Source organism: uncultured Thiodictyon sp. (assembly GCA_903837595.1).
Classification (GTDB): domain Bacteria; phylum Pseudomonadota; class Gammaproteobacteria; order Chromatiales; family Chromatiaceae; genus Thiodictyon.
The window spans coordinates 19,117-38,796 of sequence record CAILVI010000505.1 but is presented as its reverse complement, the minus strand read 5'-3'; the positions used below and the strand labels follow the sequence as shown (position 1 = coordinate 38,796).

Below are 19,680 nucleotides of genomic sequence, written 5' to 3'. Positions count from 1 at the left end.
CTTGGCGGCGAACCCTTGAGCCAGAGCACCCCATGCGCTTCTTCAACAATGCCGGTCCGGTCAACTGTGCCGACCATTACTGCCTGGACCCGCTCCACCGGATCGATCTGGACGAGGTCGAGTCGCTGATCGACCAGCAGCGCTATTTCATCCTCCATGCCCCGCGCCAGACCGGCAAGACCTCCTCACTGCTGGCCCTGATGGCCCATCTGAACCGGCAGGGCCGCTACCGCTGTCTCTACATCAATGTCGAAATGGCGCAAAGCGCTCGGGAAGATGTCGGCCGGGCGATGCGCGCCATCCTGGGTGAGCTCGCCTCGCGGGCCAGGACCCATCTGCACGACGACTGGCTGGATGGGCACTGGGTCGGAATCCTCGAGCAAAGCGGCGCGGAGCGGGCCTTCACCGAGATCCTCACCCGCTGGTCCGCGCACAGTGACCGGTCCCTGGTGCTGCTGATCGACGAGATCGACGCCTTGGTCGGCGACAGTCTGGTGGCAGTGCTGCGCCAACTGCGCGCCGGCTACGACAAGCGCCCCGCTGCCTTCCCTCAGACCGTGGTCCTGTGCGGGGTGCGCGACGTGCGCGACTACCGCATCCATTCCGCCCGCTCCCGGGAGATCATCACCGGCGGCAGCGCCTTCAACATCAAGGCCGAGTCCATCCGCCTGGGCAACTTCACGGCCGCCGATGTCGCCGCCCTCTACCGCCAGCACACCGACGAGACCGGGCAGCCCTTCACCCCGGAGGCCCTCGCCCTGATCTGGGAGCTGACCCGCGGTCAGCCCTGGCTGGTCAATGCCTTGGGTTATCAGCTCTGTTTCCGCAACCCGACCACCCGCGACCGCGCGGTCACGATCACCGCGGGGCTGGTCGAGCAGGCCAAGGAGGTCCTGATTGCGCGTCGCGACACCCACCTCGACCAGCTCGCCGACAAGCTGCGCGAGCCGCGGGTGCGCCGCGTCATCGCGCCCATCCTGGCCGGGGAGGACGCGCCGGGACAGTTGCCGGTGGACGACGTGCAATATGTCCGCGATCTCGGTCTCATCACCACCGACGGCCAGCTCGAGATCGCCAATCCGATTTACCGCGAGGTCATCCCCCGGGAACTGACTTATACCACCAGCCTCACGATCACCGAGCAGCCGGCGTGGTATGTCGCACCCGACGGCCGGCTGGAACTGGCCAAACTCATCGCCGCCTTCCAGGTCTTTTTCCGCGAGCACTCGGAGCATTGGATCGAGCGTTTCGACTACAAGGAGGCCGGCCCCCAATTGTTGCTCCAGGCCTTTTTGCAACGCATCGTCAATGGCGGCGGGCGCATCGAGCGAGAATATGGACTGGGGCGGATGCGCACCGATCTGTTGATCCTCTGGCCCTATGGCGCTGGCCAGGTTCAAAAGGCCGTGCTGGAGTTGAAGATCCTGCACAAGGGGTTGGCGCAGACCATCGCCTCGGGGTTGGTGCAGACCTATGCGTATCAGGACCGCTGTGCGGCGGACGAGGCCCACCTATTGATCTTCGACCGCAGCGGGCGGGATTGGGCTGAGAAGGTCTTTCGGCGCAGTGAGCAGTTTGAGGGGGTTGGGGTCGAGGTATGGGGCATGTAGGACGGCCTCCGATACGATACCCGCGTTCTTTTTGCAGTATGCTATCGGTTGGCCGAACGGGCTTGTGCAAACTACCATGAGAGACTCCTAGCCCGGCTACACAACAATGAAAACAGGCACTGCCATGCAAGATGCGCTGAATCAGTATCTGAGCCGCCTACGGGCCGCGTTTCCGACCTTCGTGACTTTCGGGAACGGAAGCGCGGATCTTGACCGAGAAGAGCGAAGCTACAAGGTCGAACTGGTTGAGCTGTTCCAGAACGAGATTGCCCCTTCGCTCAAGGCGCTGCCCAAAGACGAGGGCGCCCTGGCCCAGACGGGTGCTGATGTCATCGGCCTGTTCACTCGTAAGTTGAGCCACGGATCTCCGCAGAATCTCGTCGGCTTTCGCTACACCGGTCCCTTGCAGAAACTCACCGCGAGCGACCGCGCCAGATTCGCTTCCCTGACCGCGGATTTGCTTTACGGCGACGACCCGCTCGTGGCGCGGGTGGACCGATTCGTGCCGGGCCTGCGGGCGCTGCTCGCGGACAGTGCCCCGGCCACGGGCTGGTCGGCGATGTCGCGTAGCGTCACCAGCCTACTACTTATGGTCTGCGATCAGCGCCAACACGTCATCATCAAGACCAGGGAATTCAATCGCGCTCTTAAGGCATTCGGCCATGAGCCTATGCCCAACCGCGCTTTGACCGGCGAGGACTATCTGTCGGTCCAGTCATGGCTGTTCGACCTGCGCGACGCCATGGCGGCGGCGAGACTCGGGCCGCGAGACCTGATCGACGTGCAGACCCTGATTTGGGTCGGTGACGCGAATTACAGCCAGGGTGACACGAATCGGCAGTATTGGGTCTTGGGTGCCTACTGGGACGGCGTCGACATGACCCAGACCTTCGTCACCGAAGGCCGCTGGGAGAATGGGTTTGAGGATCAGTACGAAGAAGACGTGAAGCAGGTCCGTGTAGGCGATCGGGTGGCCATCAAGAATTCATATACAAGAAAGCTCAATCTGCCCTTCGACGGTCACGGATGCTACGTCTCCTGCATGGATATCAAGGCCGTCGGGACCGTTACTAACAATCCGCAAGATGGGCATAACCTGACAGTCGAGTGGGACGCCGACTTCGAGCCGGTAACCATCTATTGGTACACCTACCGCGCAGCCATTGTGCGCATCCAAGACCAGACGCCTATTCCTTGGATATTCAATGGGGTCTCGCAGCCGCTGGACGAACCGGAAGCCTACTATCGGAAGAAGGCCCAAGAGGAAAATCAGGCGCCCGGCGAACTGGGCCCTGCCCCTTTGGCCACTGTGGACAGTGTCATGACCGCGATCAACACCGACACCCCGGTCAATCGCATTTATTATGGTCCGCCCGGGTGCGGAAAGACCTACTGGCTACAGAAGCTGATGGCCGAGTATAGGGACGCGCAGGGGGCTCGCTATCGCTTCGTCACCTTCCATCCATCCATGAGCTACGAGGAGTTCGTTGAAGGGTTGCGCCCCATTAGCGACGAGACGACCAAGGAACTCAGGTATGAGGTCAAGCCCGGTATCTTTCGAGAGATCTGCGAATTGGCCGAAAAGGACCCGGGGCAGCGTTATGCCCTATTCATCGACGAGATCAACCGGGCCAATATCGCCAAGGTATTGGGCGAGCTGATCACCCTGATCGAGCCGGATAAGCGGATTCGCGCCGACGATGGCCAACGCGGTATACGCCTGACCCTTCCCTACTCCCGGCTATCATTCGGCGTGCCGGACAATCTCGACCTCTACGCCACTATGAATAGTGCGGACCGCTCTATCGCGCTGCTGGACACGGCGCTACGCCGCCGCTTTCAGTTCGAGGAAATCGGCCCGGACCCGGACCCGGACCTGATGTCCACGGATGTCGAAGGGATCGACTTGACCGCACTCCTGAGGACCCTCAATGAAAGGATCGAACTGTTGGCCGATAGAGACCACCGGGTTGGTCACGCCTATTTCATGGGCGTCGCAACGCTTGCCGACCTCGACCGGGTGTTTGCGAAACACCTTTTGCCGCTGCTCGTCGAGTACTTCCACGACGATTGGGGCCAAGTTGCCCTGGTGCTCATCAATCGCACGCTTGGGCGAAGCGAATTCGTCATCAGCGAGGAGTTGGACCCAGGGCAGTTATTCGGCAAAGGCTGGGAGGCGTACGCGACCCGCCGATCCGAGGTCTTGCGGCGCCACCAGTTGGTCTCGGAGTTCACTCCAGCGATGTATCTCGGTCTACTCGTTTGAGCGATCACCACCTCGTCGTTCGCGAGCACCAAACCATCCGGCTCGCACCCAACGGGCCGCTGTCGCGCGCGGCCCACGCGGCCTTTCTCGCCCGCATCCCGATGCTGCCGAGTGGCGTGCTGACGCCAGTCCACGAGGGACTGCGCACCGGCTCTCACTGCGGGCTGATCCAGGCCGATCGCTGGACCTTGGAAATCCTTCCAAAGATTTACGACCTTGATGGGCCGCTGCCGGATCGAGGCGCATTGGTGAGGATGCTCGCCGTCTGTTTCGATATCCCGGTTTGGCTCGACGGCACGGCCAGCAGTGATCTGGCCGATGACCTGCTCAGGGTCGTCATCCGCGCCTACTTGGAGGAAGCCCAGCGTCAGTTACGGCAGGGTTGGATCAAATCCTATGTCGATCAGGAAGACCGGCTCACCCGTTTGCGGGGACGGCTCAATCTGAGCGAACAAGTGCGGCGCGGACGTGCCGCGGCCCATCAGCTACACTGCGTTTTCGACGAACTGACGGTCGACAATGGGTTCAACCGGGTGGTTCGAGCCGCACTTACCTTGGTCCGACCTCGACTTCCGGTCAGTTCCAGGCTGGCGATCCAGGCCGATCAACTCGATCTGGCCTTGGCCGATGTTGGGCAACTTCTGCCTGGCGAAGCGCTCAGGGCTCAACTCCCGCACCACCGGCTGACACGGCGTTATGATCGGCTGCTGCTGCTGGCGTCCTGGCTCCTGCGGCTGTTGAGTCCCGACGTTCATGGCGGCGCGCAGGAGGGCCTGGGTCTCACCTTCGACATGAACCGGCTCTTTCAGGAGATCGTTTCGATGGCCCTGGAGGCCGCCATCCGACGGCATCCGCTGGGGTCGCGTCTACGCCTGACGCGCGAGCGACCGATGAGACCGCTGGTAACGGATCTGTCCGGTACTGGACGCTTCATGATGATACCGGACCTCTGCTTATGGCTGGATGAGGACTTGATCGCCATCCTGGATACGAAGTGGAAGCGGCTGTCACCCTTCCAGGACGAACACAAGGCCGGGATTGCGCAGTCTGACCTATACCAGTTGCTTGCCTACGGCTACACCTATGGTTGTAACCATTTGACACTCATCTATCCTCACCACCCTGAAATGAAAGACTGGACCCTTCCCCGGTTTAGTTATTGCTCCCCAGCGGGGGCAAACATCGCGCTCCAGGTCGCCGCCTTTGACCTGGGTGCGTCCAGGAGTGCGGCGGGACAACTACTGAACCAGCAGATCGGAGGATTGCTTCATGCGATTTTTCAATAACGCCGGTCCGGTGAACTGTGCCGACCATTACTGTCTGGACCCGCTCCACCGGATCGATCTGGACGGGGTCGAGTCGCTGATCGACCAGCAACGCTATTTCATCCTCCATGCCCCGCGCCAGACCGGCAAGACCTCTTCACTGCTGGCCTTGGCACACCATCTGAACAGCGGGGAGCGTTACCGCTGCGTCTACACCAATGTCGAGCCGGCCCAGGCGGCACGCGAGGACGTGGCTGGGGCCATGCAGGCGATCTTGAGCGGCTTGGCGAGTTGGGCACGACACATCGCGGGCGACACCTATCCGGGCGAAATCTGGCCCGGCGTCCTGGCCGAGGCGGGCGCTTACGACGCCTTCGGTGAGGTCCATAGCCGCTGGGCCGTGCACAGCGACCGGCCACTGGTGCTCCTGATCGACGAGATCGACGCACTGATCGGCGATACGCTGATCGCAGTGCTGCGCCAGTTGCGTGCCGGCTACGCGAAACGCCCCGCCGCCTTCCCCCAGACCGTGGTCCTGTGCGGGGTGCGTGACGTGCGCGACTACCGCATCCACTCGGCCCATTCGCAAGAGATCATCACCGGCGGCAGCGCCTTCAACATGAGGGCCGAGTCTATCCGCCTGGGTAACTTCACGGCCGCCGATGTCGCCGCCCTCTACCGCCAGCACACCGACGAAACCGGGCAGCCCTTCACGCCGGATGCCATCGCCTTGATCTGGGACCTGACGCGCGGTCAGCCCTGGCTGGTCAATGCCTTGGGTTACCAGCTCTGTTTTCGCGATCCGACGACCCGCGACCGCGCGGTCACGATCACCGCGGCGCTGGTCGAGCAGGCCAAGGAGGTCCTGATTGCGCGCCGCGACACCCACCTCGACCAGCTCACCGACAAGCTGCGCGAGCCGCGGGTACGCCGCGTCATCGCGCCCATCCTGGCCGGGGAGGACGCGCCGGGACAGTTGCCGGTGGACGACGTGCAATACGTCCGCGATCTCGGTCTCATCACCACCGACGGTCAGATCGAGATCGCCAATCCGATTTACCGCGAGGTCATCCCCCGGGAATTGACTTATACCACCAGCCTCACTATCACCGAGCAGCCGGCCTGGTATATCGCCCCCGACGGCCGGCTGGAACTGGCCAAGCTCATCGCCGCCTTCCAGGTCTTCTTTCGCGAGCACTCAGAGCACTGGATCGAGCGCTTCGACTACAAGGAGGCCGGCCCCCAATTGCTGCTCCAGGCCTTCCTTCAGCGCATCGTCAACGGCGGCGGGCGCATCGAGCGTGAATATGGGTTGGGGCGGATGCGTACCGATCTGCTGATCCTGTGGCCCTATGGCACCGGCCAGGTTCAGAAGGCCGTGCTGGAGTTGAAGATCATGCACAAGGGGCTCGCACAGACCATCGCCTCGGGGTTGGCGCAGACCTATGCGTATCGGGACCGCTGTGCGGCGGATGAGGCGCACCTGCTGATCTTCGACCGCAGCGCACGGGATTGGGGCGAGAAGATGTTTCGCCGCAGTGAGCAGTTTCAGGGAGTTGCCATTGAGGTCTGGGGCATGTAATTTGGGGGCGCCGCACCCCAGTGCGGCCCGGCCTCGCAGTAAACTCCAACGCGACGATGACTTGCGAGGTTTCGCCGCACTGGGGGTGCGGCGCTCCCGGGTGGCCTAGGGGCCAACCGAATCGCCCCAGTGGTCGGAGCGATGATCAGCGCCCGCGCGACATCGCGAAGCGGTGTCACGAGCGCATCAGCACAGTCGGTGCTTCAATCAGGCCGCGGCACCAGCCGTTGCGCATCCATCACCATCAGCCCGTCGTGCCAATCCAGATGGTGCATAGCGCGCCAACCGCCGCTCGCCGGGCCGGTTGACTGCCAGATGCGCCGTTCGCGAAAGCGCTCCGGGGTCAGCTCCAGGACCTGGTTGAGTGCGAGGCCATAGCCATAGCGCGGCACCGAGACCTGCGCCGGGCGCAGCAGTCGGCCCTGGTGATCGAGGAAGACCCGGCCGCCGGGGCGCGCCCCGGCATAGTCGCGTACCAGCGGATTGCCGGCGTGGGGTGTCCACCGGTCGCTGAGCGGTGAATCGGCATGGAAGGCGAAGAGCGAGTCGTTGACCCGCGCCTTACCCAGGCGGGCGCTGCACAGGAGCCACCAGCGGCCCTGGTGCTCGAGCAGTGTGGCGTCGGCCGCCTGGATACCGTCGATGAGGGGGCTCGCCCGGGTCCAACCGTAGGGGAAGGCGGTGCAGCGGTAGAGGTCCACGCGGCGGCTGGCGGCCGATTCGGGGACCATGTAGAGCTCGTCTTGGAACGCGAACAGGAAGGGGTAGGAGAGGTGACGGTCCTCGTCGATCACCGGCACGGCGGGGCCGACGGGTTCAAGGTCCGTCCCTAGCCCCAATACGCTGATCCGGCCGCGCGAGAGGTGAAAGGGGTACTCCTCGATGAAGATGAAGCGCCGCCCGTCCTGCGCCCAAGCGAAGGGGTCGGCCCAGAAGGTGTCCGCCGGGGGAAAGAGCGGGGTCAGCCCCGCCGGGTCCGGGTCGCACCAGGCGGACCGCTCGCGCAGGCCGGCCAGCAGGAACCATTGCGGCCAGGCAGCCCGCTCGTCGCGTTCGTCACTGCGCTTGCGCAGGGTGCGGGCCAGCTGCTGATGGACGCGCCGCAACGGGTTCACCCGCCGTCCCCGTCGCCCTGGGTGACATAGATACCGGCGGCGGCGCTGGGCAGCGCGCGGGCCATGAGCGGCTGCGGCCGGCCGGACTTGGTCAGCCGCGGCGTAAAGCCCAGGGACCGGAGGCAGTCCACGATGCCCCCCCCGCAGGCGAAGGTCTCCACCCGCTCCGCCCGCTGCTCGCGCAACCTGCGCAGGGCTCCGCTCACCAGGGCGCGGACCGCCTCGGTATCGCCCGGTGCGGTCAGCAGATCCACCAGCTTGGCCCAGCGCCGCCGCCCCTTGTCATAGGTCAGCAGCACCACATAGCCACGCAGGCGCGCCCCGTCGCTGGTCGTGATGACCTGATAGTCGCCCTCCGGGTGCCGACGGTAGCGCCAGTCGAGTGTGGCGGCATCGCGCCGGCAGATGGCCGGGTAGCATCCCCGCACCTCCTCCCACAGCCGATCGAAACGGGCGTCGAAGGCACCGGTGAGCGTCTCCAATGGGAGCCGGGGCCGCGCGAGTGGCAGCGCCAGGTCTGCCACCGCGCCGACCAGGCCGCCCAGCGGTCGACCGATCGACCGCCCCAGGGTGTGTTTCAGCGAGACCCGCCGGTGCATGGACCCGCTACCCGCGGTTGGTACAAAGCCGATCCGCTCGATGATGCTCATCATGTCATCGGAGATATGCTTGCCGAATTGGATCGGCCCCGCGTTCGGATGGTCGAACAGGGCCGCCGCGATGCCGTGGGAGAGGTCAGGCCCGCCGGCCGGCGGGTTGCGGCGGTGATCCCGCAGCGCCTGGCGCATCAGGCCAAAATGCACCAGCACATCAACGAACCAGTGGGCAGTGACCGGCTCACCGCCGATGTGCAGCCCGGTCGGGATGGTGCCCAGGTTGGCGATGACCTGGTCGCGCCACTCGGCGACGATCCCGCGGTAGCCCGGGGTCGGCAGGCGCGGGTCTTCATGCCACTGCCAGTCCCACAGGCGATCGGCCCGTGCCGCCGGCTCAGGGCCGAAGACCTCGCCGATCCGGGCGATGATCTGCGGGCGGTCGGCGTCGGTGCCTGGTCTGATCTCGATCATAACAGTGCGGTTTCGCGTGCCAGGTCGTCAGCGGTGTCTTCGAGCAGGGTCGCGCCGGCATCGAAGGCCAGGTGCAGGAACGCCACGCGGCCGATTCCCAACCAAGTGGCGGCTGAGCCCGAGGAGATCTTGCCTTCATTGAAGAGGCTGATCGCTGCTTGTTGCTTCAGATAATGAGCGAACCCTTCCGCATTCATGTGCAGTCCCAGCAGCAATTCGGGCGGACACTCAATGGCAATGGCGTGCTGCATGTGATCAAGCTCTTGGGTTTCTGGCCAAACGATGGCGTGCCCCGATTACCGCCCCAGCAACCGGCGCAGGATGCCCTGATAAATCTGCGCCAGCGCATCCAGGTCCGCCACCGCGACCCGCTCGTCCACCTGGTGAATGCTGGTGTTGATAGGCCCGAACTCGACCACTTGCGCGCCGGTCGGCGCAATAAAACGGCCGTCCGAGGTGCCGCCGGTGGTGGAGGCCTCGGTCTCAATACCGGTCACCTCGGTGATCGCCGCCCGGGTGGCGGCCACCAGTTCACCGGCCGGGGTCAGGAAGGGCTGGCCGGAAAGTCGCCAGGTCAGGTCGTAGGCGAAGCCGCCCGCGTCGAGGATGCGGCGCACGCGCTCCGCAATGATCTCCGGGGTCAGTTCGGTGGAGAAGCGCAGGTTGAACTGGGCGGTCAGGTGGCCGGCGATCACATTGTCCGCGCCGGTGCCCAGGCTCAGGTTGACCATCTGGAAGCTGGTCGGGGGGAAGTGTGCGTTGCCCTCGTCCCAGGTCTGCGCGCACAGTGCGGCCAGGGCCGGGGCGGCGGCGTGGAAGGGGTTGTTGGCCAGCAGCGGGTAGGCCACATGGCCCTGCTTGCCATGGACGGTCAGCAGCCCGGTCAGGCTGCCGCGGCGGCCCACTTTGATGGTGTCGCCGAGGCGCTGCGGACAGGAGGGCTCGCCGACCAGACACCAGTCGATCCGCTCGCCGCGGGCCTGGAGCCGCTCCACCACCTTGACGGTGCCCTCGGTGGCGATGCCCTCCTCGTCGCTGGTGATCAGAAAGGCGATGGAGCCCCGATGGTCCGGGTGGGCGGCGACGAATCCCTCCACCGCGGTGACCATCGCCGCTAAAGAGCCCTTCATGTCCGCGGCGCCACGGCCATAGAGGTGGTCGTGGCGGACTTCTGGAGTGAAAGGATCGCTGGCCCAGTGCGCCACCGGTCCGCTCGGCACCACGTCGGTGTGGCCGGCGAAGCAGAACAGTGGGCCGGCGGTGCCGCGGCGCGCCCACAGATTGGTCACCTCGCCGCAGGGCATCCGCTCGATCCGGAATCCGATCGCGGCCAGGCGCCCGGCCAGCAGCTCCTGGCAGCCGACGTCAAGCGGGGTGATGGAGGGCCGGCGGATCAGTTCGCAGGCGAGATCAAGGGTGGCGGACATCAGCCGAGCAACTCCGCGTAGCTGGATTCGGAAAAGCCGAGCAGGCGCGAGTCGCCGGTGTCGAGCAGTGGCCGCCGGATGATAGAGGGTTGCTCCAGCATCAGGCGGATGGCGGACTCTTGGTCGATGGCCTCCTGCACCGCCGCCGGCACCTTGCGCCAAGTCGTACCGCGGCGGTTGAGCAGTGCTTCCCAGCCCATTTCCGCCACCCAGGCGCGCAATTGGGGCTCAGAGAGCCCGTCGCGGCGATAGTCATGGAAGCGGTACTCGCGGCCATGCTCCTCGAGCCAACGGCGGGCCTTTTTGATGGTGTCGCAGTTGGCGATGCCGTAGAGGGTAATCATGGTGCCCAACGATCAGCCATTAAAATAAGTCAGGTTTCCGGCGGCTCTGCTCATGGGTAACCCCGACGCATGCCGAGAGGTTCGAGCGGGCGGAGCATAAGCGGACAGGATTAACAGGATTTCGCAGGATTAACAGGATTGTCGATGACGTGACGCGCGATTTTGTCATCCTGTAAATCCTGTTAATCCTGTCCCTTGTCCATCATTTGGCACGGCCTTTGAAGTTTAGCTCGTGGCCTCTGGTTCGTCCGGCTGAAGTGAAACCTCGCTAAATGTCCCGCAACAACTCGTTGATCCCCACTTTGCCCCGCGTGCGCTCATCCACCTGCTTGATGATCACGGCGCAGTAGAGGCTGTGGCTGCCGTCCTTGGAGGGCAGGTTGCCGGGGACCACGACGGCCCCCGGGGGGACGCGGCCATAGAGGATCTCACCGGTCTCACGGTTATAGATCTTGGTGCTCTGGCCGATGAAGACGCCCATGGAGAGCACCGCCCCCTCACCGACGATGACCCCCTCGACGACCTCAGAGCGGGCACCGATGAAGCAGTTGTCCTCAATGATGGTGGGCGAGGCCTGGACCGGCTCCAGCACGCCGCCGATGCCGACCCCGCCCGACAGATGGACGTTCTTGCCGATCTGGGCGCAGGAGCCGACGGTGGCCCAGGTGTCGACCATGGTGCCGGTGTCGATATAGGCCCCGATGTTCACATAGGACGGCATCAGTACACAGGAAGGGGCGATGTAGGCCCCGCGCCGCGCCGCGGCCGGCGGCACCACGCGCACGCCGGATTCGCGGAACTCACGCGAGTTGGTGTCGGCATACTTGGACGGCACCTTGTCGTAATAGTTGGTGAAGCCGCCCTTCATGAACAGGTTGTCCTCGATGCGGAAGGACAGCAGCACGGCCTTTTTGATCCAGTCGTTCACCACCCAGTCGCCATCGCGCTTTTCCGCGACGCGCAGCTCGCCCCGGTCCAGGCGCTCGATCACATCCAGTACGGCGTCGTGCACCCGGGTCTGGACGTTGCGCGGGGTGATCTCGGCGCGGCGCTCGAAGGCCTCGACGATGATGTCTTGGGTGTCGCTCATGGACGGCTCCGGTTGGACAAAGGGGGTTGAAGGGGTCGGGACGACAGTTTACCGCAGCCGGTCAGGGCCGGTGCATCACAGCCGCTCGACCAGGCGGCGGATGCGCCAGGCGGCCTCGAGACACTCATCGAGCGGCGGGACCAGGGCCAGGCGGACCCGGTCGGCGCCCGGGTTGAAGCCATCCACGGTACGCGACAGGAAACTCCCCGGCAACAGGGTCACATGCTCTTCGGCAAACAGCCGGCGGACGAACTCGGTGTCCGGAATCGGCGTCTGCGGCCACAGATAGAAACCGGCCGGCGGTGCTGTCACCGGCAGGACCGGGTCCAGGACATCGACCACCGCGGAGAATTTTTCGCGGTACAGCGCGCGATTGGCGCGCACATGGCCCTCGTCCGACCAGGCGGCGGTGCTCGCGCTCTGGGTGGGCAGCGCCATGGCACAGCCGTGGTAGGTGCGGTAGTTGAAGAAGCCCTCGATCAGCTCGGCGTTGCCGGCGACGAACCCGGAGCGCAGCCCCGGGGCGTTGGAGCGCTTGGACAGGCTGTGAAAGCAGATGCAGTGCTCGAAGGTGTCGTTTCCCATGGCCGCCGCCGCCTGGAGTAGCCCCGGGGGCGGGGCGGACTCGTCCAGATAGAGCTCCGAGTAGCACTCGTCTGAGGCGATCACAAAATCGTGGGTTTGGGCGAGTTCAAGCAGGCGGGTCAGCTGGTCCAGGCCCATGACAGCCCCGCTCGGGTTGGCCGGCGAACAGATGTAGAGCAGCTGGCAGCGCCCCCAGGTGGCCGCGTCCACCGCGTCGAAGTCCGGGATGAAACCGTGCTCTGCCCGGCACGGCAGGAAGTGCGGCTGTGCTCCGGCGAGCAGGGCCGCGCCCTCATAGATCTGATAGAAGGGGTTCGGCATCAGCACCAGCGGCGAGCGGCCCTGGCCGACCACCGCCTGCGCGAGTGCGAACAGTGCCTCGCGGGTACCGTTGACCGGGAGTATGTGGCGCTCCGGGTCCACCAGCCCGGCGGGCAGGGCGAAGCGCCCGGTGAGCCAGCGGGCGATGGCCTCGCGCAGGGCCGGCTGACCGCGGGTGTTCGGGTAGACGGACAGGGTGTGCAGGTGGGCGATCAGCGCCTCGGTGATCAGCCCCGGGGTCGGGTGCTTCGGCTCGCCGATGTAGAGGGCGATCGGCTGCCGGTCGCGCGGCGGCACGCAGCCGGCCTTGAGTGCATTGAGCTTCTCGAACGGATAGGGCTGGAGCAGCCCAAGTGCAGGGTTCATGGCGGCCGGGTGACTGCGTGGCGCAGCGGCGCAGGACGGCGCGACCGCGGTGGACGAAAGGGCGCTAGTATAGGGCATGACCCCGGGCGGCTCCACGCTGGGGCGCAGCCGGTCGTCACCGAAAACCTAACTAATTGATGAGGAGGGCGTCTTGCCAAAGGCTGCGCTCGTCGGCCCAGTCGAGCTGCGGCGCCTCGACAGTATTGCGGCCGTTTTGCCCTGCCCCCTCGAAGCGGCCCACCGTCGGCTGGAGCCGGCCGGCCGGTCCCTCCTCACCAAGGCCAAACCTTTAGCGGAGACTGCGCCGGCGAACCGCAAATGCGGTGTCAGCGATCAACTCTCTTGCTGCGGGACCGGGCATGCCCTCAAAGGTTCGCAGTACCTCTAGGTCTTCGCGCGTACCGCGGTACATGATAGCGGCAGTGACGATTTGCAGGGCTTCGAGTGAGTGGCGTTGGTCCAGCCATGCGATCATGGTACTCAAGATCGTCTTCCACGAAACATCCCTCTTTAGAAAATTGTCAATCCAATAGCGAATCTTATGCTGCCCCGTCTCGCCGATCATTTTGTCCAACTCCGTCGCCGCTTGATCATGATCCGATTTGTTCCGGAGTAATACTGGCTGCAACCACCCATCCAGCAGTTCCCGGCGAATCGCAAACCAGCCACGATCATTGCAAGTGTCCCATAGAGCCAAAAGGTCGTTCCGGGTCAATAGATGCAGGTATGGACCGATCGCACGCACTTGAGCTTCATCAGTAAGACCGGGATGTCCCTTCATGTGAAAGCCGAAGGAATAACCGAGATGTTCCATGAGCTTATTCGGCTCTGGGCAATCATTGATCGCGGCGCCTGCCAGCTTTAAAAGGGCCGGAGTTGAAACATAGAGCGCGGTCTGCACGAAAAGGTGCGTAAGTCGGAGATGGTCCCAGTGTTTCAAAAGAAGGCGTTCTGCCTCAGCTTTCGGGAGTTGTCTAATCAACTCATGGGTAATCCAGTCGGACTCATGGTATTCGTTCCATATACCGGTTACCAGCGTCCTGCGGCTGTCAAGAAAGACGTCCAAGGTATCGTTAAGCTCGGCCGACCAGATATACCTGCCGTACTGCCACCAGCGCCCGCGATCGTCGCCCGCCAACTTCTCGATCATTGCCGGGATTGCTTGTTGGTCTCTGCGCCTCAATCGCGCTTGGAGAATGAAATCGGCTATATCGTTCGACAGTGTGGCCGACCTCAGTATATCAACGTCATCCGAAGCCTGCGTCGCCGCCCAAAGTGCGAAGGCTTGCGCCCGCAAATGCTTGTCGTTTGCTTCGTCGTTCCAGAGAGTAAGCAAGCGATCTCGCGACGCCTTCGACATACCGCGTCCGCGTTCCTCTTGAGCGCGTTTCCATTGGGTGCCCAAAATCATCGGGAAGAGGAAGATTGAGTCGGTTCCCTCAAGTTGACGAGCAATTGCCGCTGATTGTTCCGCAACAAAAGAAAGAGCCTCCGGATCATCTATGTGGCTAAGCATCTCAGTAATTGGACCGCTGAGCTCATCTTGTGCCCCGCGGCGGATGAAATAATGGATCGCCGCAACCGGAGGCGTCTTTTCGAGTGCCCAGCGAAACTCGAAAGCTAAGAGCGCGCTACGCGGAGAGAGTGAGTGCTCCTTTTCTGATTTGTCGGGCAATGCTGCCCACGCGTCGCAAACTGGTCCAAGGTAACGATCGGGATCATCTCCACAGCACTCCGAAAAGCTCCAGAGGTAATCGGCCAAATGATGGCAGCGTGCGCCATCTCCGGTCCAGCAGGTTTCGATTGCCGAAGCCAAACTTGGGTTGCCAATGTGTATGGTGAGCCGTAGCGCCCCGACTCTTTCTGAAGCGCTAAGATCCGGCCGGCATAAATGCTCATTTAATAGCGCGACTAGCGTCCTGCCGTGGTGTAGCTTCGCATGCTCGATTTGGGCGTCTCGCAACGGATATCGTATACCCGGAATCAAACCCGTACCAAGCTCTATACCCCCTGAAATATCGCAGTTACGCAGTCGTGCAAGCTGGCCACTGCTGGTCTTATCGCGGAACTTCCGGACTATCCGGGGCACCTCGGGGGAGTCCGTTTCGGACAACATGTCCAATGCCTCCCATCTCAGGTGCTGGTTTGACTTTTCGTGTGTGGCAGGTTCGTCGAGCCAATGATCGATTGCCTGGAGAACAGCCTGCTTCTCTAGGCCGCTGGCTTCGCCGAAAAGGCGCAATGCGTGAACGAGCCCGAGCGGGTTCAACGTGGCGATGCGGGAAAGGAAGGTGGGGCCAGGTCGTCCCCAGACGAGGGCAGCGCCCATCACCTCTGCAAAAAAAGGGTCGCTGATGAGATCGTTGGTCAGGAGATCGCGGTGGTCGAGTTCGGCTGCGGCATCGGCCAGCAGCCAGTCACGCACTCGGTCGTGCCGGAATAGGAGGCGCTGGTCGTCGGACCAGCCCGCGAACCGCAGCAATTCGCCCTGATGTGCGAGGCGGCTGAGCAAGTGCAGAGGTTCCCCCTGAAGCGCCGACCAGCGACTAATCTCCCGCCAACCGACCTCGATTTGACGACGGGTCAGCATTCCCCCTGCCAGCAGGCGTAGCGCGGATCGATAATCTGCGGCCGGGTGGTCCCTTCCCTCTGCCGCGGTACGTGACAGACAGCCCTCGACAAACTGACCGATCACTTGGTGCGGGTTTGGCGCCGTCTCCTGGTCATGGAGCGCGATAAAGAGCGGATCATGGCCGAGTGCGCTGGCGGTGTCAGTAGCGCTGAGTTGGCTCAGCTCGCGCCCCTCAAGTTGCGCCCGCGCCAGAACGGCGTCGCGGCCTTCACTGGCAGTAAATGTTCCGGCGACGACAATCAGGGGGTCGATACGCTTGCGGGCCTGATCTCCCAGTGAGGCGATGATTTCCGGCCACAGGGGACATACCAGTCGCCAGGACGACAGCCCACTCGTCTTTTTCCCGGTTGATGCAGGAGTCCAACCGGCGATCCGTGCCAGCAAGCGCGTTGTTTGGCCGGATCGGTTGATGTCCTCGACCACCAGCAGCAGTGGCTGTTCGGGTGAGCAGAGCGATATCGCCGATACACCTATTGCCGCCAGCGACGGATGAAGCTGGCGCAGGGCGCTGGTGACTGCCTGATCAATGGTAATTGCCGAGTCAACGACTTCGTGGGGTAGAAAAATCCCGAATCCACCACTTTCAACGTATGCCTTGAGCCTGCGGTAACATGCCACCGATTTGCCAAGGCCCGATCCAGCAACCAGGAATGTCAGGTTCCGATGATGACTGGCATTCAGCGTGGCATCGAGTGCGCGAGGCACCCAGGCAGCAGGATTATCCGGTGGACTGTGAACCTCAAGACTCTTGATGCAAAGCTCGCGGAGCAGTTCTCTGGAAAGTTGCTCCTGCTCGATCCCCAGAAAGTCGCGGCGAAGCCAGTGTCCGGTCGGCTGGTTGTCCAAGAAATGGGTTAATCTGGAGCGCCCCCACAGATCGATCTCCAGACGGCGCTCACGCCCGGCGGCCTCGACGGACCGAACCAACGCCTCACCCGGTTCCTCGTTGGTCGTGAGAACCAGCGTCACGCGCAGATTCGGTGTGCGTATTCGCTCTTCAGCCGCCAGTTCTGCTGTCTTGATGAGGTCTCCGGGTGGTGCCGTCGGCCGGCTGCCATTGCGAGGTTTGACCTTCGCTGGATCGTGCAGCCATTTTTTCTCAAGATCGCCGCGGGCGGTGATGGTGTGGTGAACCGCGATCATGTGGGGCGGATCGGCGTCCGGCACGAAGCAGATCCCATCTAGAGGGGACCTGATTGCCTTGCCCGCGGCGTTCACGCCAGTATGAGCCAGCGAGTCGAAGCGCGGATTGGCCGCCCGCAAGATCGCCGTGGCCAGGCACTCGAACAGGCCCTCGTCGGTGATGCCCGCCAGCGCTAGTGCGGTTCTTGCTGGGTTCATGGACTTCTTCTATTCATAATTCCTTGACTGTTGCCACGTCGATTCGCCAGGCGCTTTCTTCGAACTCAGGTCGAAATTCAGGCGTCTCAGCCGGAATAGGCAGCGACAGCATCGTCCGGCGGTTTTCGGGCAATAGCGTCGCCGCACTAGATCTGGATTACCCCACTTGTTGGGCGTCGTGCCTCACTCTTAGTATCTGCACAGTCCGGGTCTCGACCAGCTCACGATAAAAGACGATGTAGTTTGGGTGCACGACCAGTTCGCGGATACCGGGCAGGCGGCCGGGCCGACCCAGTTCGGGATACTGTGCCAACGGCTTCGTTTTGTCGCGCAGTTCCTGGCCGAAGCGCCTGGCACGAGTGGGATTGTCCTGACCGATGTAGCGGACGATGTCACGCAGGTCATCGCGCGCCAGCGGGCGCCATTCAACGCGATAGCCCTTGGCCGCCATGTGCGCTAGCTGACGCTGGCCGGTAAGGCGTCAAGGTCGGCGTCCATCTCGGCCATGACGTCATCATGAGCAATGCTTGGCCGGGGGTCGTCGATCGCCGCCTGAATTTCGGCTGCCAACTGCTTGGTATAAGCGGCGGCGGCGTGTGCCTCGCGCATCGCTTGGGCGCGGTTGGCCCGGCTGCGGCTCGCGTCCTTCTGGGTCGGGTCCCAGTGGGTGGCGTCAATTTGGGCAACGGCGATGCCAAGATCGCGCAATACGACCAGTGCGGACACGGGATTACCGAAGCGGCGTGGCTCTAGGCTGCGGGCCTTGGACAAGACGGCGTCATGCCCGCTACGGGTAGCGATTTCCAGCAAGAAACCACTGCCTTCTCCCTTCAAGGTCACGCCGACCACGCCGCCGGCGCTGGCCGTCGCGCGCAACTGTTCTAAGGTCATGCTCTGCATCGGTCTAGTCTCTATCGGGAACGGCTAGGAATCGACGATCATTGTGCGCGGTTGATGGAAAACTTGCAACCTTGCACCGTCGGTCGGGGGCGTTGGTCATCATTCTCCGGTCACCGCGCCAGCCGCGAGGTCGCCGGTCCGCACAGCGGACGCGCTGGGAGCGCCGCACCCCAGTGCGGCGACACCTCACAAACGACCGCGGCCTTATGGGTTGCGGATTGGCTGGGCCGCACTGGGGTGCGGTGCTCTCGGGGTGCGGACCTGCCAACCACCGCCCAGCGCCTTGATCAGCAGCACGCCCGCGGTCAGGCGCCGGCCCTGGATGTCCAGCGCAGTGCGCTCGCTGGACAGTTGCACGGCCTGGAGGGTGACCACGTTGAGGTAGCTGACGGTGCCCGCCTTGTATTGATTCAGGGTCAGCTCGACCGAGCGGCGCGCGGCCTGAAGCGCGGCCTCTTGGACGGCGGCCTCCTCACTGAGGATGCGCAGGGCCGCCAGGTTGTCCTCGACCTCCTTGAAACCGCCGAGCACGGTCTGACGGTAGGTCGCCACGGCGGCCTCGTAGTTGGCGAGTGCCTGGGCGTTCTGGGCGCGGCGCAGGCCCGCATCGAATAGGGTGGCGGCCAGGGCCGGCCCGACCGACCAGTAGGGGTTGGCGATGCCGATCAGCTTGCCGAGGTTGGCACCCTGGTAGCCGGCGCTCCCCGTGAGTGTCAGGGTCGGGAAGTAGGCGGCCCGCGCGACACCGATCTGCGCGTTGGCGGCGGCCGCCAGCCGCTCGGCGCTCGCGATATCGGGGCGGCGCTCCAGTAACTGTGACGGGACCTCGGCCGGGATCACCGGGAAGCCCTGGGGCGGCGCGGCGGGGGCCAGCGCCAGGGCGGCGGGCGGGCGGCCGATCAGGACGGCGATGGCGTGCTCGAGCTGGGCGCGCTGCACCCCCAGGTCGATCGACTGGGCCTCGCTGGTCTTGAGCTGGGTTTCGGCCAAGACCACGTCTGACTGGGGGACGACACCGGCGGCGTAGCGGTTGCGGGTGATGTCCAGCGCCCGCTGGTAGGCCGCCACGGTACGATCCATCAGCGCCTTCTGGGCATCGCTTATGCGCAGCAGGAAATAGTCCTGGGCCAGGGTCGCCTGGGCGCTGAGCCGCGCCGACTCCAGATCGGCCGCGCTGACGTCGGCACTCGCCTGATTGGCCTCGACCTGGCGCGCCACCCGCCCCCAGAGGTCGATCTCCCAGGGGACGCTGAGCGCGACCGCCTCGGTCGTGGTCCGGGGGCCGCCCGCCGCGGTCGCGACCTGGCCGGCGCCGATCATGGACTGTGAGCGCACCACCGAGGCACTGCCCGTGACCTTGGGGAAGAAGCCGGCGCGCGCCTGAGCGACCAGGGTTTGGGCCGCCCGGTAGCGCGCCGCGGCGGCCTGCACGGTCTGGTTTGAGAGCTCGACCTGGACCGCCAGCGCATTGAGCCCGGGATCGCCGAAGACCTCCCACCAGGCCTCGCGGGGCAGATGATCGGCCGGCGTGGCGGGCTTCCAGTTGGGGTCCTCCTTGTAGGCTGCCGGGACCGCGGCGGTCGGGCGCACATAATCGGGTCCCATGGTGCAGGCGGTGAGTAGGGTGGCCGCCAGGGCGAATACCAAGGGGCCGATGAGGTTTTGGATCATTCTTGAAAATGAATTAATCCGCGAAGAACGCGAAACGCGATGTCGACCGGCTAAAGCCTCGACCTCCTGTCGCCTTGTGACCGGCATGACGATCAATG

Annotated in this window: 15 protein-coding genes; 4 read left to right on the top strand and 11 right to left on the bottom strand. The window is 63.9% G+C overall.

Going from position 1 to position 19,680, the window contains the following annotated elements; translation table 11 throughout:
• The first annotated feature begins 32 nt into the window (after window positions 1-32).
• The 4 genes from QZY44_RS30465 to QZY44_RS30450 all read left to right on the top strand — a co-directional run bounded on the left by QZY44_RS30465 (window position 33) and on the right by QZY44_RS30450 (window position 6,723).
• A complete protein-coding gene (locus QZY44_RS30465) occupies window positions 33-1,610 on the top strand; it encodes an ATP-binding protein (RefSeq protein WP_295456544.1) in 1,578 nt (525 codons plus the stop codon).
• Between the two features lie 106 nt (window positions 1,611-1,716).
• Window positions 1,717-3,876 (top strand): AAA family ATPase, encoded by a 2,160-nt coding sequence (locus QZY44_RS30460; RefSeq protein WP_295456543.1) that lies wholly within the window; start codon window positions 1,717-1,719, stop codon window positions 3,874-3,876.
• A complete protein-coding gene (locus QZY44_RS30455; protein WP_295456541.1) occupies window positions 3,873-5,162 on the top strand; it encodes a hypothetical protein in 1,290 nt (429 codons plus the stop codon). The genes QZY44_RS30460 and QZY44_RS30455 overlap by 4 nt, the downstream gene beginning before the upstream one ends.
• Window positions 5,146-6,723 (top strand): AAA-like domain-containing protein, encoded by a 1,578-nt coding sequence (locus tag QZY44_RS30450; RefSeq protein ID WP_295456540.1) that lies wholly within the window; start codon window positions 5,146-5,148, stop codon window positions 6,721-6,723. Before QZY44_RS30455 ends, QZY44_RS30450 begins: the two co-directional genes overlap by 17 nt.
• A gap of 203 nt (window positions 6,724-6,926) precedes the next feature.
• Here QZY44_RS30450 and QZY44_RS30445 read toward each other — a convergent pair whose 3' ends face one another.
• The 11 genes from QZY44_RS30445 to QZY44_RS30395 all read right to left on the bottom strand — a co-directional run bounded on the left by QZY44_RS30445 (window position 6,927) and on the right by QZY44_RS30395 (window position 19,582).
• Window positions 6,927-7,838, bottom strand: coding sequence for a hypothetical protein (locus QZY44_RS30445; RefSeq protein WP_295456539.1), 912 nt, complete (start codon window positions 7,836-7,838; stop codon window positions 6,927-6,929).
• A complete protein-coding gene (locus QZY44_RS30440) occupies window positions 7,835-8,905 on the bottom strand; it encodes a hypothetical protein (RefSeq protein WP_295456538.1) in 1,071 nt (356 codons plus the stop codon). Before QZY44_RS30440 ends, QZY44_RS30445 begins: the two co-directional genes overlap by 4 nt.
• Entirely contained in the window at window positions 8,902-9,156 is a 255-nt protein-coding gene (locus QZY44_RS30435) for a UPF0175 family protein (RefSeq protein WP_295456536.1), read from the bottom strand. Before QZY44_RS30435 ends, QZY44_RS30440 begins: the two co-directional genes overlap by 4 nt.
• Window positions 9,157-9,201: 45 nt before the next feature.
• The gene (gene dapE / locus QZY44_RS30430) at window positions 9,202-10,332 is read right to left on the bottom strand and encodes a succinyl-diaminopimelate desuccinylase (protein WP_295456534.1); all 1,131 of its coding nucleotides are present in this window, start codon (window positions 10,330-10,332) and stop codon (window positions 9,202-9,204) included.
• Window positions 10,332-10,676 carry an ArsC family reductase gene (locus tag QZY44_RS30425; protein ID WP_295456532.1) on the bottom strand — a complete coding sequence of 115 codons (345 nt, stop codon included), beginning with the start codon at window positions 10,674-10,676 and terminating at the stop codon, window positions 10,332-10,334. The genes dapE and QZY44_RS30425 overlap by 1 nt, the downstream gene beginning before the upstream one ends.
• Before the next feature lie 268 nt (window positions 10,677-10,944).
• A complete protein-coding gene (gene dapD, locus QZY44_RS30420; RefSeq protein WP_295456530.1) occupies window positions 10,945-11,766 on the bottom strand; it encodes a 2,3,4,5-tetrahydropyridine-2,6-dicarboxylate N-succinyltransferase in 822 nt (273 codons plus the stop codon).
• Between the two features lie 75 nt (window positions 11,767-11,841).
• On the bottom strand, window positions 11,842-13,038 hold the full coding sequence (gene dapC / locus QZY44_RS30415; RefSeq protein WP_295456602.1) for a succinyldiaminopimelate transaminase: 1,197 nt from the start codon (window positions 13,036-13,038) through the stop codon (window positions 11,842-11,844).
• A gap of 289 nt (window positions 13,039-13,327) precedes the next feature.
• Window positions 13,328-17,011, bottom strand: a complete 3,684-nt coding sequence (locus tag QZY44_RS30410) for a hypothetical protein (RefSeq protein ID WP_295456529.1) — start codon at window positions 17,009-17,011, stop codon at window positions 13,328-13,330.
• Between the two features lie 157 nt (window positions 17,012-17,168).
• Window positions 17,169-17,462: a type II toxin-antitoxin system RelE/ParE family toxin gene (locus QZY44_RS30405; RefSeq protein ID WP_295456527.1), complete on the bottom strand. Its 294-nt coding sequence runs from the start codon at window positions 17,460-17,462 to the stop codon at window positions 17,169-17,171.
• 5 nt (window positions 17,463-17,467) lie between these two features.
• On the bottom strand, window positions 17,468-17,902 hold the full coding sequence (locus tag QZY44_RS30400) for a hypothetical protein (RefSeq protein ID WP_295456526.1): 435 nt from the start codon (window positions 17,900-17,902) through the stop codon (window positions 17,468-17,470).
• Between the two features lie 213 nt (window positions 17,903-18,115).
• Window positions 18,116-19,582 carry an efflux transporter outer membrane subunit gene (locus QZY44_RS30395; protein WP_295456524.1) on the bottom strand — a complete coding sequence of 489 codons (1,467 nt, stop codon included), beginning with the start codon at window positions 19,580-19,582 and terminating at the stop codon, window positions 18,116-18,118.
• Window positions 19,583-19,680: the final 98 nt, after the last annotated feature.

Bases quoted from the DNA above. Each gene is read 5' to 3' on its own strand.
- QZY44_RS30435 (WP_295456536.1), bottom strand. From the start codon at position 9,156: ATGCAGCACGCCATTGCCATTGAGTGTCCGCCCGAATTGCTGCTGGGA.
- dapE (WP_295456534.1), bottom strand. From the start codon at position 10,332: ATGTCCGCCACCCTTGATCTCGCCTGCGAACTGATCCGCCGGCCCTCC.
- QZY44_RS30450 (WP_295456540.1), top strand. From the start codon at position 5,146: ATGCGATTTTTCAATAACGCCGGTCCGGTGAACTGTGCCGACCATTAC.
- QZY44_RS30395 (WP_295456524.1), bottom strand. From the start codon at position 19,582: ATGATCCAAAACCTCATCGGCCCCTTGGTATTCGCCCTGGCGGCCACC.
- QZY44_RS30460 (WP_295456543.1), top strand. From the start codon at position 1,717: ATGAAAACAGGCACTGCCATGCAAGATGCGCTGAATCAGTATCTGAGC.
- QZY44_RS30440 (WP_295456538.1), bottom strand. From the start codon at position 8,905: ATGATCGAGATCAGACCAGGCACCGACGCCGACCGCCCGCAGATCATC.
- dapC (WP_295456602.1), bottom strand. From the start codon at position 13,038: ATGAACCCTGCACTTGGGCTGCTCCAGCCCTATCCGTTCGAGAAGCTC.
- QZY44_RS30465 (WP_295456544.1), top strand. From the start codon at position 33: ATGCGCTTCTTCAACAATGCCGGTCCGGTCAACTGTGCCGACCATTAC.
- dapD (WP_295456530.1), bottom strand. From the start codon at position 11,766: ATGAGCGACACCCAAGACATCATCGTCGAGGCCTTCGAGCGCCGCGCC.
- QZY44_RS30400 (WP_295456526.1), bottom strand. From the start codon at position 17,902: ATGACCTTAGAACAGTTGCGCGCGACGGCCAGCGCCGGCGGCGTGGTC.
- QZY44_RS30425 (WP_295456532.1), bottom strand. From the start codon at position 10,676: ATGATTACCCTCTACGGCATCGCCAACTGCGACACCATCAAAAAGGCC.
- QZY44_RS30410 (WP_295456529.1), bottom strand. From the start codon at position 17,011: ATGAACCCAGCAAGAACCGCACTAGCGCTGGCGGGCATCACCGACGAG.
- QZY44_RS30405 (WP_295456527.1), bottom strand. From the start codon at position 17,462: ATGGCGGCCAAGGGCTATCGCGTTGAATGGCGCCCGCTGGCGCGCGAT.